The sequence below is a fragment of the Streptomyces sp. NPDC093252 genome (genome assembly GCF_040683675.1).
Classification (GTDB): Bacteria; Actinomycetota; Actinomycetes; order Streptomycetales; family Streptomycetaceae; genus Streptomyces.
Map to the genome: position 1 here is coordinate 275,500 of NZ_JBFBEM010000005.1, position 16,537 is coordinate 292,036.

17 protein-coding genes are annotated in these 16,537 nt (G+C 67.6%); 5 read left to right on the forward strand and 12 right to left on the reverse strand.

Annotated features, from left to right (window positions below; translation table 11 throughout):
* Positions 1–312: 312 nt before the first annotated feature.
* Both rpsI and rplM read right to left on the reverse strand, forming a co-directional pair.
* Complete coding sequence (rpsI, locus tag AB0O01_RS12750; RefSeq protein ID WP_355741633.1) at positions 313–825, reverse strand: 30S ribosomal protein S9; 513 nt, start codon at positions 823–825, stop codon at positions 313–315.
* A 42-nt stretch (positions 826–867) separates the two neighbouring features.
* Positions 868–1,311, reverse strand: coding sequence for a 50S ribosomal protein L13 (rplM, locus tag AB0O01_RS12755; protein WP_355741631.1), 444 nt, complete (start codon positions 1,309–1,311; stop codon positions 868–870).
* 409 nt (positions 1,312–1,720) lie between these two features.
* On the opposite strand from rplM, the gene AB0O01_RS12760 reads away from it, so the two are divergent.
* The 5 genes from AB0O01_RS12760 to AB0O01_RS12780 all read left to right on the forward strand — a co-directional run bounded on the left by AB0O01_RS12760 (position 1,721) and on the right by AB0O01_RS12780 (position 8,986).
* The gene (locus AB0O01_RS12760; protein WP_365312812.1) at positions 1,721–2,605 is read left to right on the forward strand and encodes a hypothetical protein; all 885 of its coding nucleotides are present in this window, start codon (positions 1,721–1,723) and stop codon (positions 2,603–2,605) included.
* Between the two features lie 468 nt (positions 2,606–3,073).
* Positions 3,074–4,525, forward strand: a complete 1,452-nt coding sequence (locus AB0O01_RS12765) for a glycosyltransferase family 2 protein (protein WP_365312813.1) — start codon at positions 3,074–3,076, stop codon at positions 4,523–4,525.
* Positions 4,526–4,559: 34 nt separating this feature from the next.
* A complete protein-coding gene (locus AB0O01_RS12770) occupies positions 4,560–5,792 on the forward strand; it encodes a hypothetical protein (RefSeq protein ID WP_365312815.1) in 1,233 nt (410 codons plus the stop codon).
* An 11-nt stretch (positions 5,793–5,803) separates the two neighbouring features.
* Positions 5,804–6,901 (forward strand): NDP-sugar synthase, encoded by a 1,098-nt coding sequence (locus AB0O01_RS12775; protein ID WP_365312816.1) that lies wholly within the window; start codon positions 5,804–5,806, stop codon positions 6,899–6,901.
* A 51-nt stretch (positions 6,902–6,952) separates the two neighbouring features.
* Positions 6,953–8,986: an acyltransferase family protein gene (locus tag AB0O01_RS12780; protein WP_365312817.1), complete on the forward strand. Its 2,034-nt coding sequence runs from the start codon at positions 6,953–6,955 to the stop codon at positions 8,984–8,986.
* Positions 8,987–9,030: 44 nt separating this feature from the next.
* Here the strand turns inward: AB0O01_RS12780 and truA are convergent, their stop codons facing one another.
* The 10 genes from truA to secY form a co-directional block, all read right to left on the reverse strand.
* Entirely contained in the window at positions 9,031–9,876 is an 846-nt protein-coding gene (truA, locus tag AB0O01_RS12785; protein ID WP_365312818.1) for a tRNA pseudouridine(38-40) synthase TruA, read from the reverse strand.
* A gap of 80 nt (positions 9,877–9,956) precedes the next feature.
* Entirely contained in the window at positions 9,957–10,490 is a 534-nt protein-coding gene (gene rplQ, locus AB0O01_RS12790; protein WP_365312820.1) for a 50S ribosomal protein L17, read from the reverse strand.
* A 193-nt stretch (positions 10,491–10,683) separates the two neighbouring features.
* Complete coding sequence (locus AB0O01_RS12795) at positions 10,684–11,706, reverse strand: DNA-directed RNA polymerase subunit alpha (protein WP_003966937.1); 1,023 nt, start codon at positions 11,704–11,706, stop codon at positions 10,684–10,686.
* Positions 11,707–11,830: 124 nt separating this feature from the next.
* Entirely contained in the window at positions 11,831–12,235 is a 405-nt protein-coding gene (gene rpsK / locus AB0O01_RS12800; protein ID WP_003956432.1) for a 30S ribosomal protein S11, read from the reverse strand.
* 65 nt (positions 12,236–12,300) lie between these two features.
* Entirely contained in the window at positions 12,301–12,681 is a 381-nt protein-coding gene (gene rpsM, locus AB0O01_RS12805; RefSeq protein ID WP_030811707.1) for a 30S ribosomal protein S13, read from the reverse strand.
* Between the two features lie 220 nt (positions 12,682–12,901).
* Positions 12,902–13,015 carry a 50S ribosomal protein L36 gene (gene rpmJ, locus AB0O01_RS12810; RefSeq protein ID WP_003998809.1) on the reverse strand — a complete coding sequence of 38 codons (114 nt, stop codon included), beginning with the start codon at positions 13,013–13,015 and terminating at the stop codon, positions 12,902–12,904.
* A gap of 80 nt (positions 13,016–13,095) precedes the next feature.
* Complete coding sequence (gene infA, locus AB0O01_RS12815) at positions 13,096–13,317, reverse strand: translation initiation factor IF-1 (protein WP_003948620.1); 222 nt, start codon at positions 13,315–13,317, stop codon at positions 13,096–13,098.
* Positions 13,318–13,482: 165 nt separating this feature from the next.
* Positions 13,483–14,319 (reverse strand): type I methionyl aminopeptidase, encoded by an 837-nt coding sequence (gene map, locus AB0O01_RS12820; RefSeq protein WP_365312821.1) that lies wholly within the window; start codon positions 14,317–14,319, stop codon positions 13,483–13,485.
* A 147-nt stretch (positions 14,320–14,466) separates the two neighbouring features.
* Positions 14,467–15,117, reverse strand: a complete 651-nt coding sequence (locus tag AB0O01_RS12825) for an adenylate kinase (RefSeq protein WP_355741610.1) — start codon at positions 15,115–15,117, stop codon at positions 14,467–14,469.
* Complete coding sequence (secY, locus tag AB0O01_RS12830) at positions 15,117–16,430, reverse strand: preprotein translocase subunit SecY (RefSeq protein WP_365312823.1); 1,314 nt, start codon at positions 16,428–16,430, stop codon at positions 15,117–15,119. The genes AB0O01_RS12825 and secY overlap by 1 nt, the downstream gene beginning before the upstream one ends.
* Between the last annotated feature and the right edge of the window lie 107 nt (positions 16,431–16,537).

Consider the following 16,537-nt stretch of genomic DNA (forward strand, 5'->3'; position numbering starts at 1 on the left):
CGTCAGTCACTGCCGGAAGCCGTGCGGGTGCGGCCCGCGCACGCGTCTCCCACCACCCGGACACACCTGCGGTGCCCGGCGGTCCGATCACACAAGCCGATCCCGCAATATCGATCGCACAAGCCGATCCCGTACATGGATCCCGTACCTCGACCTCGCACACTGATCCCGTACATCGATCGCACAAGCCGATCACACAAACCTTTGAGCGTCTTGTGCCGTTATACGCCTGCGTCCGCAAGAAAACGAACGCCCCGGCGGCACAGTGGCGTGCCGTCGGGGCGTTCGGAGTACGAGCAGGCAGCCTGCGGCTTAGCGCTTGCTGTACTGCGGGGCCTTGCGGGCCTTCTTCAGACCGGCCTTCTTGCGCTCGACCGCACGGTCGTCGCGGCGCAGGAACCCGGCCTTCTTGAGCGCGCCGCGGTTGTTGTCGACGTCGGCCTCGTTCAGGGCGCGGGCGACACCGAGGCGCAGGGCGCCGGCCTGACCGGAGACACCGCCACCGGCGATCCGGGCGACGACGTCGTAGCGGCCCTCGAGCTCCAGCACCTTGAAGGGCTCGTTGACTTCCTGCTGGTGCACCTTGTTGGGGAAGTAGTCCTCAAGGGTGCGACCGTTGATCTTCCACTTGCCGGTGCCCGGGATGATCCGGACGCGGGCGATGGCGTTCTTGCGGCGGCCCAGGCCCGCGGCGGGCTGGGGCTCACCGAAGTGCGAGGCGAGGGACTCGGAGGTGTACTCACCCTCCACGACGACCTCGGACTCGGTGGTGTAGCTGTCGATGTCAAGCTCTTCGAGCGGCTGCTCGGCAGTGGTCTCGGCCACGATGCTCCTCAGAATCTGTTCAGTCTTAGGGGGTGGCCGGACTTACTGCGCGACCTGGGTGATCTCGAACGGAACCGGCTGCTGCGCAGCGTGCGGGTGGTTCTCGCCGCGGTAGACCTTCAGCTTGGTGAGCATCTGACGGCCCAGGGTGTTCTTGGGGAGCATGCCCTTGACGGCCTTCTCGATGGCCTTCTCGGGGTTCTTGTCCAGCAGCTCGTCGTAGCGGACGGAGCGCAGACCGCCGGGGTAGCCGGAGTGGCGGTAGGCCAGCTTCTGGGTCCGCTTGTTGCCGGACAGGTGCACCTTGTCGGCGTTGATGATGATGACGAAGTCACCGGTGTCGACATGCGGCGCGTAGATCGGCTTGTGCTTGCCGCGGAGAATGGCCGCTGTGGTGGAGGCGAGACGGCCCAGGACGACGTCCTGAGCGTCGATGACGTGCCACTGGCGCGTCACATCGCCGGGCTTGGGGCTGTACGTACGCACGGTTCGTAGCCTTCGCTTCGAGTGAATGGTCCTGACAAGGTCACCGAAACGATCACGACAGCCCAGACCCACGGCGGCGACGCATACCGCGTTGTGGAGTCGCTGGTCATCGGCCCGGTGGACCGGTGTAAGGGCCCGTCCCGTGAGAGTGAGCAAGCCAATACACAACGAACCAGCAGGATACCTGGGCTGCATTTCACGGTCAAAACGAGCGCCCAGCCGCCCCTATCACCACCGAACGTCACCACGCAACCGCATACCGCGACACCACCCCCTGCCTTCCGGGCCGATGCACCCCCAGATGCCCCTTTTGCCAGTGGTAAGCGGTGGCCGGATGGCCGAACGCCGGGACCGGCAGGGCTCGTTGAGCCGGGCCGTCCGTTCGCCCGGCCCGTCTAAGATGCGGCCCATGAGCTACGGGCAGGGGGGACCCCAGTCCCAGTGGGATCCCTGGAAACCGCATTCCCAGCAGCCCTGGAACAGCGGCGGCGACGACGGCACGCCCGACTGGGCCGCCCTCGCCGAGGCGTCCGAGGCCCGCAACAAGCGCCGCCGTCTGCTGTTCATCGGCGGCGGCGCCCTCGCCACCATCGCGATCGGTACGGCGGTGGCGGTGGCCGTGGTGTCCGCGAACGGCGACAGCGGGTCACCGGACCGCTCCGGCTCGCAACTGCCCTCGACGGCGGACATCCCGAGCGGCTCGGGACCGGCCCCGTCGTTCGAGCCGACCAGCGCGCCGCCCCCGCTGGACCCCAAGGACTTCATCGCCAGCAAGGACAAGGACAAGGCCCCGCTCAGCGCGGAGAGCCTGTTCCCGGGCACCCAGCTCACCATGGGCGACACCGTCTACAAGAAGGGCCCGACGGCCGACACCAGCAACTGCGCCTCGGCCGCCCAGGGCACCCTGCCCAAGGTCCTCAACGACAACGACTGCACCCGGCTGCTGCGGGTCTCCTATGTCAAGGACGGGGTCGCGGTGACGGTCGGGGTGGCCGTCTTCGACACCGAGGCCCAGGCGACCGGCGCCAAGGAGCAGTCGGACGAGGACAGCATCGTCAGCGCGCTGACCGGCGGCGGCATCGAGCAGTTCTGCAACTCCGCGGTCTGCCGCTCCACGACGAACGCCTACGGCCGGTACGCCTACTTCACGGTGGCCGGTTTCACCGACGGCAAGGACGTGACCACCAAGGACACCGCCGTCTTCTCGACCGGCGACGACCTGGCGGAGTTCGCCTTCCGGCAGATCCGCCGCCGCGGCGAGGCCCAGGCGTCCGCCGAGGCCGCCGCGGACTGACCCCTTCACCGCACCCGGCAGCGCGCAGGGCCCCGAGTGACAATCTCCACATCACTCGGGGCCCTTTGCGCTGTCCTGAGGCCGGCCGTCCCGGTCATTTGCCCCCGGTCGCTCCCCCGTCGCTCCCGGCTTCTCCCCGACGGAGAAATAGCGTTGAGGAGAGGAAACGGGCCTACTACCCTTCCCCGATGATCACGGCACAAGCCTTCAGCCGAGCATTTTTTACGCACAAGTTCCCCGTAACCGTTTCATAGACCACTCACACGTGCGAGTATCGTGCTCTTGTTCGGCCTGAGCTTTGGGCGCCTGGGGGGGCTTCTGAGCGGAGTTGGGCCGAATGCGCCAAAGAAGGCGTTGGGGGGGCAGGGAACCCACGTGAATGCGCCATGGCATGCCCCCGGTATGCCATGGCCGAGATCTGTCGCTGCCTCAACGCACCACCGATCTCAGGGGAGTTCCGCAGTCGACATGGCATCGTCACTGGTCAACGGGGGAGTGTCGCCTTCGCGACAGAGCCAGAAACTGGCCAAACGTACGGCGTCCTGGAAGCCGGGCATTCTGCCCTTTCTGCTGCCTTTCGTCCTCCTGACCTTTCTCGGTCTCTGGACGTACCGCCCGAGCACCACCGCGCTGAGCTGGGTCCTGACCGTCGTCTGGTCACTGCCCGTCGCCGGTGTGCTGGTCGGGATCCAGGGCGCCTGGCTGATCCGCCGCCGGGTGCGCAAGAGCGATCAGATGACCCCGCCGGCCCCGGCCGAGCAGGACTTCCTGATCGCGCTCTGTCCAACCATCGGACGCCACGACACCTATCCGGCGCTGGAACGCTCGATCCTGTCCTATGTGGAGCACCTCCCCGAGTACTTCCCGTATCTGCGGGTGGACATCCTCACCGAGGAGGGCTGCGAGGCCGCCGAGGCCATCGACCGGCTCGCCGACTCCCACCCGCTGATCCGGGTGATCACGGTGCCCAAGGACTACGTCCCCGCCAACGGCACCCGCTTCAAGGCCCGCGCCAACCACTACGCCCATGAGCTGCGCATCGCGGAGGGCGAGGCCCTGGAGTACGTCTGGGTGCTGCACATGGACGACGACACCGGCGTCGGCCCCGACACCGCCGCCGCGCTGGCCCAGTTCATCAACCGGCAGCGGCGGGCCCACCCCGACAAGGCCAAGCACATGGCCCAGGGCATCCTGACCTACCCGCGCGAGAACGCGGTGAGCATGTTCACCTGGCTCGCCGACGCCGTCCGTCCCGCGGACGACATCGCCCGGTTCCGGGCCCTCACCGGCCTCGGCACCCCCGCCGCCGGGGTGCACGGCGAACTGCTGGTGCTGCGGGCCTCCATCGAGGCGGAGATCGGCTGGGACTTCGGGCCCAAGGAGATCGTCGAGGACGCCCGGCTCGCCCTGACCTTCTGCCGGAAGTACCCCGGCCGCAGTGACTGGTTCAACGGCCGCTGCTACGGCGCCTCGCCCGCCAACGCCAAGGACTTCGTCAAGCAGCGCGAGCGCTGGGCCTGGGGTCTGGTCGCCCTGTGCTTCAACCGGGCCGTGCCGCTGCGCTACCGCTGGTTCCTCTCGGTCTGTGTGACCACCTGGATCCTCGGCCCGCTCCAGCACATCGGCGCCGTCCTGCTCATCGGCTGGCTGCTGAACGACATGAACACCTCCCCGGTGACCCAGTCCGTGGTCATCCTGTGGGCCCTGAACTTCGCCTATGTCATCTGGACCTACTGGGAGGGCCTGCGGCTGAACGCCCTCGCCTCGGTCAGCGGGCGGCGCAAGTGGTGGGAGCCGATCGCCGTGGTCTCGATGATCCCCGTGTTCTCGGTCCTGGAGGGCCTCGGCGGCCTGCGCGGCTTCGTGAAGTTCGCCAAGCGCGAGGAGAACAAGTTCGTCGTGATCGCCAAGCCCGCCTGATCCGCCCGGCCGACCCCCGGAAGACAACTGACACATGCGTTCACGACTGCCGCTGCTCGCCATTTTCCCGGTGACCGTGCTCACCGTGGTGCTGGCCACCCCGTTCGTCCTCGGTGACCACCCCGTGCGCTGGGAGTCCGGCTCCCGCCTCCCCGAGATCGTGCTCGACGACTCCGAGGCCACCACCCCCGCGCCGCACACCCCCGGCACACCCGCCGGCTCCGGCTCCGATCCCGCCCCCTCCACCGCCGCCGGCCTCCAGGTCGCCGAGCCCTGGAAGGAGGGCATGCCCCAGTGGGGCGTGCAGATCTACTGGGAGGAGGAGAAGAAGAAGCGTTCCGACAGCTTCATCGAGGCCCAGGCCCGCAAGCAGGCGAAGTACCTGATCGGGCTCGGCGCCAACTCGGTCTCGCTCTCCTTCCCCTTCTACACCGGGGGCATCACCTCCAACACGCTCTCCACCGAGGCCAAGACCCCCTCCCCCGAGCGGATGTCCCGGGTCCTGACGGTCTTCGAGGAGGCCGGTTTCCGCACCACCGTCCGCCCGATCATGGACGAGGCGGCCCTCGACCCACCGGACGGCTGGCGCGGCAACATCGAGCCCGACTCCCGCTCCGCCTGGTTCGACTCCTACGGGGAACTGCTCACGCCCTACCTCAAGGCCGCCGACAAGCTGAAGGCCGACACCTTCGTGATCGGCACCGAGCTGAACTCCATGGAGGGCGACCCGGGCTGGACCCCCCTGGTCGCCGACGCCGAGGACATCTTCTCGGGCGAGGTCGCCTACGACGCCAACTGGGACAACTACGTCTCCGGCCGGATCGACATGCCGGTCAGCCATCTCGGCGTCGACGCCTACTTCCCCATCAAGGTCGCGGACAGCGCCTCGGTCGACGAACTCGTCGACGGCTGGAACACCTGGCTGGACAAGAAGGACACCGGCGAACTGCCCAACATCACCATCGCCGAGGCCGGCATCGGCGCCATGGACGGCGCCTACCGCGCCCCCGGCGACTTCTACACCAAGCGGGCCGTCAATCCCGAGGTGCAGGCCACCTGGTACACCGCCGTCTGCGAAGTCGTCCAGGAGCGCCGGATGAAGGGCGTGTACTGGTGGTCGATCTGGTTCGACGACGACCCCAACACCCCGCCCGACGACGAGGTCGCCTCCCGGCTCGACTTCGCCGGACGCCCGCTCACCGAGAAGGCCGTGAAGTCCTGCTTCACCTCCGACTACGCCGGCCCCGGCACCGACACCGCTAGCTGACCCGAGGAATCATGCAGGAAGCCATCATCCTGGTGGGCGGCAAGGGAACCCGCTTGCGCCCGCTGACGAACCACACCCCCAAGCCGCTGCTGAACGTGGCGGGCTCCTCCTTCATCCGGCACCAGATCGCCAAGCTGATGGACGCCGGGGTCGGACACGTGGTGTTCGCCACCTCCTACCTCGCCACGCTCTTCGAGGACGAGTTCCGCGACTTCTCCCAGGACCTCGACATCTCGTACGCCGTCGAGGACGTCCCCCTGGGCACCGGCGGCGCGATCCGCAACGCCGGACGCCTGCTGCGCGGCGGACCCGACGACCCGGTGCTGATCCTGAACGGCGACATCCTCTCCGGCGTCGATCTGCGCGACCTCCTCGCCGGCCACCGGGAGCGGGACGCGGAGGTGACCCTGCATCTGACCCGGGTCGCCGACCCCCGCGCCTTCGGCCTGGTGCCGACCGACGACCACGGCCGGGTGCTCTCCTTCCTGGAGAAGCCCAAGACCGCCGAGGAGTGCGTCACCGACCAGATCAACGCAGGCTGCTACGTCTTCCGCCGGTCCGTGCTCGACGCCATCCCCGGCGACCGCGAGGTCTCCGTCGAACAGGAGACGTTCCCCCGGCTCGTGGCCCGCGGCGGCCGGGTCTACGGCCACACCACCGCCGACTACTGGCGCGACCTCGGCACCCCGCTGGCCTTCGTCCACGGCTCCGCCGACCTGATCACCGGGCTGGCCCGCTCCCCGCTGGTGGGCCCGCCGGCCGAGGCACTGATCCACCCGACGGCCCAGGTCGACCCGACCGCCCGGATCCTGGGCGGCTCGGCCATCGGCGCGCACGCCGTCGTCGGACCGGACGTGGTGGTGGACCGCGCCATCGTCGGCGCGCACGTCACCATCGGGGCCGGCGCCCGCATCGAGGAGTCCGTCGTGGACCACGACTCCACCATCGGCGCGCGGTCGGTGCTCCGCGAGGCCGTCGTGGGCTGCCACGCGGAGGTCGGCGCGGACAACGAACTGCCCGCCCAGCTCCGGCTGGCCTGCGGCATCCGCATCCCCGCCCAGGGCGTCCGGGTCAGCGGCACGGCCGTCGCCTGCCCGACGGTCCACTGAGACCGCCCCGCTCACGCACGACTCGTCCGGTCAGTCCGTCACTGGAGAATCATGTCCCGCCACCGCACCAAGGCCGTGGAGACCGAGCGTCTCCGCAAGTACCGGCCCGACATCCAGGGCCTGCGTGCCGTCGCCATCATGATGGTGGTCAGCATGCACTGCGGTCTGCTCGACATCCACGGTGGTGTGGACGTGAGCTTCGTGCTGAGCGGCTTCCTGATCGGCAGCCAGCTCTTCGCCGAGATCGACAAGACCGGCAAGGTCTCCCTGACGAAGTTCTGGGCCCGGCGTTTTCGCCGTATCGCACCGCCCATGGCCATCACCATCGTCATCACAGCGGTGGTCTCCTGGATCTACGTCAGCCCGTTCCGCTTCCGTGAGTACATGTCCGACGGACTCGCCGCGTCGGTCAGCCTGATCAACTGGCGTCTCGTGGAGACCGGCACCGACTACTTCGCCAACGACGGCAGCCAGTCCCCGTACCAGCATTTCTGGTCGCTGGGTATCGAGGAGCAGTTCTACGTCGTCGCCCCGATCGCGCTGGTCGCCCTGGTCTGGATCAGCCGCAAGATCCTGCGCAACCGGGCCCTGGTCGGCGTCTTCCTGCTGGCCGTGATCGGCGCCTCCTTCTACACCGGCTACACCCAGACCCCGATCGACCAGCCGCTCGCCTACTTCAGCACCCACACCCGGATCTGGGAGATCACCTCCGGCGTCCTGCTCGCCCTGCTCGCGCCGTTCGTCGCCCGGATGAACCGAGCCCTGGCCGGGGTGCTGACCTGGCTGGGCCTGGCCACCATCCTGGTCACCGCGATGCTCATCACCTCGGAGACCCCGCTGCCCGGCTACGCCGTGGTCGGCCCCGTCACCGGCACCCTGCTGGTCATCGCCGGCGGCTGCGCCAACCCGGGCTTCGGCGCCGAGCGGGTGCTGCACAACCCCGTCTTCAACTTCATCGGCAATGTCAGCTACGGCTGGTACCTCTGGCACTGGCCGCTGCTGATCCTGTGGCCCAGCATGGTCGAGCGGGAGTTCACCTTCCAGGACCGGCTACGGGTGGCGGTCCTGTCCTTCCTGCTGGCCGTGGCCATGCACTACATGGTCGAACGGCGTTTCCGGGACAACGTCAAGCTCGTCCTCACCCCCTGGCGCGGTGTGATCACCGGCGGGGCACTCACCGCCTCCACCACCGCCGCCATGGTGATCGCCCTGCATGTGGTGCCGCTCAACCTGTCACTCAACACCTCCGAGGACCCCACATCGGCAACGGGCTTCCAAGGCACCGAGTCCGTCCGGACAGCCGTCGGGCAACGGGCGGCTCCCAGAGTCGGGGAGAGCAACCTGCTGGCGGCCCCGGACGATCAGACCGAGCACGGCTGCATCGACAACACCGAGATCAAGACCTTCGTCATGCGTGACAACTGTGTCATCGGTGACCCCGACGGCGAGATATCGGTCGCCGTCATCGGCGACTCCCACTCATGGCAGTGGGGCAACGCCTTCCATGAGATCGGCAAGAAGTACCGGGCCAGGATGGTCACCCTGGCGAAGGGCGGATGCAGCCCCGAGGCATACAAGATCACGCGCGAGGATCTCGGACGCGAGTACACCGAGTGCGTGTCCTGGCGGAAGTCCGCCCTGGAGTACATCGGCACGATGCAGCCGGACGTCATCGTGATCACCAACCGGGCCCAACCGACCGCCACCCGCGAGGGCGCCGAGGAGTCCTTCGACACGCTGAGGGCCACCGGCGCGGACCTCGTCTACCTGACGGACACGCCCTACCCGGGCTTCAGCGTCCCGGACTGCCTGGCCGAGAACGCCGACGAGCTGGCTTCCTGTAGCCCGAAGGCCGAGGACGTCATCGACAATCCGAAGGTTCGCGCCATGGAACGCGAGGTCGCCGAGGAACACGGCGCCACGGTCATCGACACCATCCCCGCGTTCTGCGCGGACGGGTACTGCCCCGCCGTCGTCGGTGGCAAGGTGGTCTACTTCGACTACAGCCATATGACCGGGAGCTACGCGCGCACGCTGGTTCCGTTCCTGGAGCCGACCTTCGAGAAGGTCCTGAGCAAGAAGTAACCCCTACGGGAAGGCGCGGCACGGCTCCCGGTCCCCGGTGAGCCTCAGTGCACCCGCCCCCGCACCCGCCGCGCCGCGAGCTGCCGCTGGGCGAGCAACGGATCCGCCGGATAGGCGACCTCCTCCAGCGTCAGCCCATGCGGTCGCACCACATGCACCGCGCTGTCCCGCACCCCCGCGTCCAGCACCGCCCGCGGCCACTCCACCCCCCGGTGCCCGTCCCCCACGAACAGCAGCGCCCCCACCATCGACCGCACCTGGTTGTGGCAGAAGGCATCGGCCCGCACCTCGATCTCCACCACCCCGGCCGCCGTACGCCGCACCCCGAAGTCGAAGATCTCCCGCACGGTCGAGGCCCCCTCCCGCTTCTTCGCGTACGCGGCGAAGTCATGCTCCCCCACCAGCGACCGGGCGGCGGCGTCCATCACCCCCACGTCCAACGCCCAGTCATGCCACAGCACATGATTCCGCAGCAGCGGATCGACGCCCCCCGGCGCGTCCCCCACCCGGTACACATAGCGCCGCCACAACGCGGCGAACCGCGCGTTGAACCCCTCGGCGGCCTCCCGCGCCCCCCACACCCGGACATCCCTGGGCAACCGCCCGGCCAGCCGCTTCAGCAGCTTCTCCCGCTGCTCCTCCCACACCCCGACCGGCAGATCGACATGCGCCACCTGCCCCCGGGCATGCACCCCCGCATCCGTCCGCCCCGCCACGGTCAGCTCGTACGACACACCCCCCGACCGCGTGACGGTCCGCAGCGCGTCCTCGATCTCCCCCTGGACGGTCCGCTGCCCCCCGGCCTGCTTGGCCCACCCCCGGAAATCGGTCCCGTCGTACGACAGATCCAGCCGCACCCGAACGAACCCGTCCGGCACCTCGTCACTCACCAGATTCCCTCTCCACCCGGCTCCACCCAAACGAAAAGCGGGCCCGCCCCTGAAAAAGGAACGGACCCGCCGAAGAACACTTACGCGTCCTTGGACTCCTCGGCCGGAGCCTCGTCGTCACCCTTGGTCACATCGACCTTGGCGTCCTCGACGACCTCGGTCTCCTTGACCGCCTCGGTGGCCTCGGCCGCCTCGGCGTCCTTCGCGGCACGCGCGGTCGCGGCCTCGGCCTCACCGACGGCCGCCTGCTGCACCGTCAGCGCCTCGACCAGCTCGATGACCGCCATGGGCGCGTTGTCGCCCCGACGGTTGCCGATCTTGGTGATCCGGGTGTAGCCACCCGGACGGTTCTCGTAGCGCGGGCCGATCTCGGTGAAGAGCGTGTGGACGATGCTCTTGTCCGTGATCACCTGGAGCACCTGACGGCGGTTGTGAAGGTCGCCCTTCTTCGCCTTGGTGACCAGCCGCTCGGCGTAGGGCCGCAGCCGGCGGGCCTTCGCCTCGGTGGTGGTGATGCGACCGTGCTCGAAGAGCGCCTTCGCGAGGTTCGCGAGGAGCAGCTTCTCGTGCGCGGCGCTGCCGCCCAGACGGGCACCCTTGGTGGGCTTCGGCATGATGTTTCTCCTGTGTCTCTGCCCCGGCCGTATCAGGTACCGAGGTCAGTATCCGAGCGGGCGGACGCCCGTCGAAGATCCGGGCGCCTTTTCAGACACCCGGAAGGGCCCGCGCCCTCAGGGGGCGCTGGGGGTGCCCCCTCTGGGGGAGGAACTGCGCGACCAGCCACAACGGTCCCGCAGCCACAAACGGTCAGTACTGCTCGGTCTCCACGAATCCCGCATCCGCGTCGTCGTCCGCGCCGAACGCGTCCGCCGCGGCGGTGGGGTCGAACCCGGGAGGCGAGTCCTTCAGCGCCAGCCCCATCCCGGCGAGCTTGGCCTTCACCTCGTCGATGGACTTCGCACCGAAGTTGCGGATGTCCAGCAGATCCGCCTCGGACCGCGCGACCAGCTCACCCACGGAGTGGATGCCCTCACGCTTGAGGCAGTTGTACGACCGAACGGTGAGCTCCAGCTCCTCGATCGGCAGCGCCAGATCCGCGGCGAGGGCGGCGTCCGTCGGGGACGGACCCATGTCGATGCCCTCGGCGTCGATGTTCAGCTCACGGGCCAGACCGAACAGCTCGACCAGCGTCTTACCGGCCGACGCCATGGCGTCACGGGGACGCATGGCCTGCTTGGTCTCGACATCGACGATCAGCTTGTCGAAGTCGGTGCGCTGCTCGACACGCGTGGCCTCGACCTTGTACGTGACCTTCAGCACCGGCGAGTAGATCGAGTCGACCGGGATCCGGCCGATCTCCTGACCCACCTGCTTGTTCTGCACCGCGGAGACATAGCCGCGACCGCGCTCGACGGTCAGCTCCATCTCCAGCTTGCCCTTGCCGTTGAGCGTGGCGAGGACGAGGTCGGGGTTGTGCACCTCGACACCGGCCGGGGGCGCGATGTCGGCGGCGGTGACCAGACCCGGGCCCTGCTTGCGCAGGTACATCACCACGGGCTCGTCGTGCTCACTGCTCACGACGAGCTGCTTGATGTTGAGGATCAGGTCGGTGACGTCCTCCTTGACGCCCGGCACGGTGGTGAACTCGTGCAGCACGCCGTCGATCCGGATGCTGGTGACAGCGGCACCGGGGATCGAGGAGAGGAGGGTCCGGCGGAGGGAGTTGCCGAGGGTGTAGCCGAAGCCCGGCTCCAGCGGCTCGATCACGAACCGGGAGCGGAATTCGTCGACGACCTCTTCGGTCAACGAGGGACGCTGAGCGATCAGCATGTTTCTGTGTCCTTCAGTCAGGGGCGCCCGCTATTTGACGCCCGACTTGTACTGCAAGGGTACGGGCGATACGGCCACGAGACGCAGCCGTACCGCCCGAAAAACCCAGGAAACGCAACCGGCGTCAGACGCGGCGGCGCTTCGGCGGGCGGCACCCGTTGTGCGGCGTCGGGGTGACGTCCTGGATGGAGCCGACCTCAAGACCGGTGGCCTGGAGGGAGCGGATCGCGGTCTCACGACCGGACCCCGGACCCTTCACGAACACGTCGACCTTGCGCATGCCGTGCTCCTGGGCGCGGCGGGCGGCCGACTCGGCGGCCATCTGCGCGGCGAACGGCGTGGACTTCCGGGAGCCCTTGAAGCCGACGTGGCCGGCGGAGGCCCAGGAGATCACGTTGCCGGACGGGTCCGTGATGGAGACGATCGTGTTGTTGAACGTGCTCTTGATGTGCGCGTGGCCGTGAGCGACGTTCTTCTTTTCCTTGCGGCGCACCTTCTTGGCAGCGCCCTGACGACCCTTGGGGGGCATCTGTACTCCTACGGGAGGTGGTCGGTCCTACAGCGAAGACCGCTGGACGGCGAGTCCGCTGCGGACTACTTCTTGCCCGGCTTCTTCTTACCGGCGATGGCGCGACGCGGGCCCTTGCGGGTGCGGGCGTTGGTGCTGGTGCGCTGACCGCGGACGGGCAGACCGCGACGGTGACGGAGACCCTGGTAGCAGCCGATCTCCACCTTGCGGCGGATGTCGGCCTGGATCTCGCGACGGAGGTCACCCTCGGTCTTGATGTTGTTGTCCACGTACTCGCGGATCGCGACGAGCTGCTCCTCGGAGAGGTCGCGAACGCGGGTGTTGGGGTCGACGCCGGTCGCAGCCAGCGTCTCCTGCGAGAGGGTCCGGCCGATGCCGAACACATAGGTGAGGGCGACCTCCACACGCTTTTCGCGCGGGATGTCAACACCGGAAACGCGTGCCATTCAATGGCTCCTGGTGATCGTCGGAGGTCTTCCGCAGAACCGACTCCCAGCCGCCGTCCTCCCCCGTGCCGAAGCCGGGTGATTTGGTACGGACTGGGTCCCCGGCCTCCGAGCCGGGGGTATCGAGCCGCTTGCGACGGCTCGGGTCCTGCGTATGAACATATTCAGCTCGCGTCGCGCGAAGTCTCTGCGATGGAGGCAGAGGGGATGGTCGCTGAGATCAGCCCTGGCGCTGCTTGTGGCGCGGGTTCTCGCAGATGACCATGACCCGGCCGTGACGGCGGATCACCCTGCACTTGTCGCAGATCTTCTTGACGCTCGGCTTGACCTTCATGGGATTGAGGTTCTCCGGGTCAGTTGCCGACGGCCCCAGGAGCGACTCACAAGGAGAGGCTCACAAGGCTTGGGCAAGATCTACTTGTACCGGTAGACGATCCGGCCACGCGTCAGGTCGTACGGAGACAGCTCCACCACGACCCGGTCGTCAGGGAGGATGCGGATGTAGTGCATACGCATCTTGCCGCTGATGTGTGCCAGGACCTGGTGGCCGTTCTGGAGCTCGACCTTGAACATCGCGTTAGGCAGAGACTCGACGACAGTGCCCTCGATCTCGATGGCACCTTGCTTCTTGGCCACGCTTCGCCCTTCGGAATCGACTACCTTGATCGACTCCGGCGCTTCTCCACCTGGTTTCCCGAGGGGCGCATACAGACATGCGGGCGCACGAGAGCCGACGAGTCAGTCTACGCCACGCACACCCGTAAAGACGAATCGCTGAAGTCTGCCCGGGGACGGAGATCCTTATGCCAGCGGATCGGGAGCGGCCGTGACCCCGTACTCGGCGAGCTTGGCCCGCCCCCCGTCGGGAGCGGTCAGCACCAGCGGGCCCTCCTCGGTCAGCGCGACCGAGTGCTCCCAGTGCGAGGACCAGGTGCCGTCCGTCGTGATGACGGTCCAGTCGTCCTCCAGCACCTTGGTCCGGGGGGTGCCGAGCGACACCATCGGCTCGATGGCCAGGCAGAGCCCGGGCACCAGCTTCGGCCCCTTGCCCCGCCGCCGGTCGACGTAGTTCAGCAGATGGGGGTCCATGTGCATCTCGGTGCCGATGCCGTGGCCGCCGTAGTCCTCGATGATCCCGTACCGGCCGCCGCCGGGCTTGGGCTGGCGGCGGATGTAGGTCTCGATGGCCCGCGAGATGTCGATCAGCCGCGCGCCCTGCTTCATGGCGGCGATCCCGGCCCACATGGACTCCTCGGTCACCCGGGACAGCTCGACCAGCTCCGGAGCGTGACCGGACCCCACGAAAGCGGTGAAGGCGGCGTCCCCGTGCCATCCGTCCACGACCGCCCCGGCGTCGATGGAGATGATGTCCCCGTCCTTCAGCACCACGCTCTCGGACGGAATCCCATGGACGACGACATCGTTCGCGGAAGTGCAGATGGTGGCGGGGAAACCGCCGTACCCGAGGAAGTTCGAGGTCGCGTTGTGCTCGGCGAGCACCTTGCGGGCCACCTCGTCCAGATCCCTGGTCGACGCCCCCGGCACAGCCGCCTCCCGAGTCGCCGCGTGAATGGCGGCCACGACCAGCCCCGCCGCCCGCATCTTGGCGATCTGCTCGGGATTCTTGATCTGCACCATAAGAACAACGGCCTTCCTGCACCGGAAAACGGACTGCCAGCAATCCTACGGCGCCATCCCCTGGCTGCGGGCAGTCGAACGCCCCCGGCCAAAGCGAAAGCCGCGGCCCCTTCCCGGGGAACCGCGGCCCTCACCACCGTGCAAAAACTAACCCTGCTTCAGCGCCGCCAGCGCCCGCACGGTCACTTCGTCCACCGCACCCGTCGCCGAGATCGTCACCACGAGCCCCTGGGCCTTGTAGTAGTCGATGATCGGCTCGGTCTGCGTGTGGTAGACCTCCAGCCGCTTGCGGACCGTCTCCTCCGAGTCGTCGTCCCGCTGGTACAGCTCGCCGCCGCAGACATCGCAGACGCCCTCGACAGCCGGCTTCTTGTACGTCACATGGAACACGTGCGAGGAGTCGTTGCGGCAGATCCGCCGGCCGGCGATCCGCTTCACGACCTCCTCCTCCGGCGCTTCGAGATCCAGCACCGCGTCCAGCTTGATGCTCTCGGTCGTCAGCAGCTCGTCCAGCGCCTCGGCCTGCGAGACATTGCGGGGAAAGCCGTCGAGCAGGAAGCCGTTCTCGGCGTCCGGCTGCTCCATGCGGTCCTTGGCCATCGCGATGGTCACCTCGTCGGGTACGAGGTTGCCGGCGTCCATGTAGGACTTCGCGAGTTTTCCGAGCTCGGTCTGCTTGCTGATGTTGGCGCGGAACAGGTCACCGGTGGAGATGTGCGGTACTCGCAGCGTCTCGGCAAGGCGCGTGGCCTGGGTGCCCTTGCCCGCACCCGGCGGCCCCACGAGGACGATTCGCATCAGCGGAGGAACCCTTCGTAATTGCGCTGCTGGAGCTGGCTCTCGATCTGCTTCACCGTCTCCAGGCCGACACCCACGATGATCAGGATGCTGGTCCCGCCGAAGGGGAAGTTCTGGTTTGCCCCGAAACCAGCCAACGCCATTGTCGGCACGAGAGCGATCAGGCCCAGATACAGCGAGCCCGGCCAGGTGATCCGGTTGAGTACGTAGCTCAGGTACTCAGCGGTCGGTCGGCCAGCCCGGATGCCCGGGATGAAGCCACCATACTTCTTCATGTTGTCCGCGACTTCTTCGGGGTTGAACGTGATGGCCACGTAGAAGAAGGCGAAGAACACGATCAGCAGGAAGTACAGCGTGATGTAGTACGGGTGGTCACCCTGGACGAGGTGCGCTTCGATCCAGGTCTTCCAGCCCGAGGTCCCGCTGGAGAACTGCGCGATCAAGGCCGGGATGTAGAGCAGCGACGAGGCGAAGATGACCGGAATCACACCGGCCTGGTTCACCTTGAGCGGGATGTACGTAGACGTACCACCGTAGGAACGGCGGCCGATCATGCGCTTGGCGTACTGCACCGGGATCCGGCGCTGCGCCTGCTCGACGAAGACGACCAGGCCGACCATGAAGAGGCCGACGAGGATGACCGTGCCGAACTCGATCCAGCCGTCGGCCAGGGAGCCCTGCTGCTTGATGGCCCACAGCGCGGACGGGAAGGTCGCGGCGATCGAGATGAACATCAGGATCGACATGCCGTTGCCGATGCCGCGGTCGGTGACCAGCTCACCGAGCCACATGACGACGGCCGTACCGGCGGTCATGGTGATGACCATGGTGATGGTCACGAAGATGGACTGGTCGGGCACGATCTGACCGGCCACGGAGCAGCCGCTGAACAGCGCGCCGGAGCGGGCGGTGGCGACCAGACCGGTGCCCTGGAGCACGGCGAGCGCGACGGTCAGATAGCGGGTGTACTGCGTGATCTTCGCCGTTCCGGCCTGGCCCTCCTTCTTCAGGGCCTCCAGTCGGGGGATCACCACCGTCAGGAGCTGGAGAATGATGCTCGCCGTGATGTACGGCATGATGCCGAGCGCGAAGATCGTGATCTGGAGCAGCGCGCCACCGCTGAACATGTTCACCAGGCCGAAGAGGCCCTGGTTGGCGCTGGCCTGGTCCAGACAGGTCTGCACGTTGCGATAGTCGACGCCCGGGATCGGGATGTGCGTGCCGATCCGGTAGATCACGATGATGCCGAGCGTGAAGAGCAGCTTCTTGCGCAGGTCGGGCGTCTTAAACGCTCGGGCGAACGCGGTGAGCACGGTGCCTCCTGCGACCCCCGCGCGTCTGCGTCAAGGGTGACGGTTTTGAGAGTCCAGTACGACTACGACTGATGGAACGACTTGTGTAACGGCCGACCGCCGCGCAA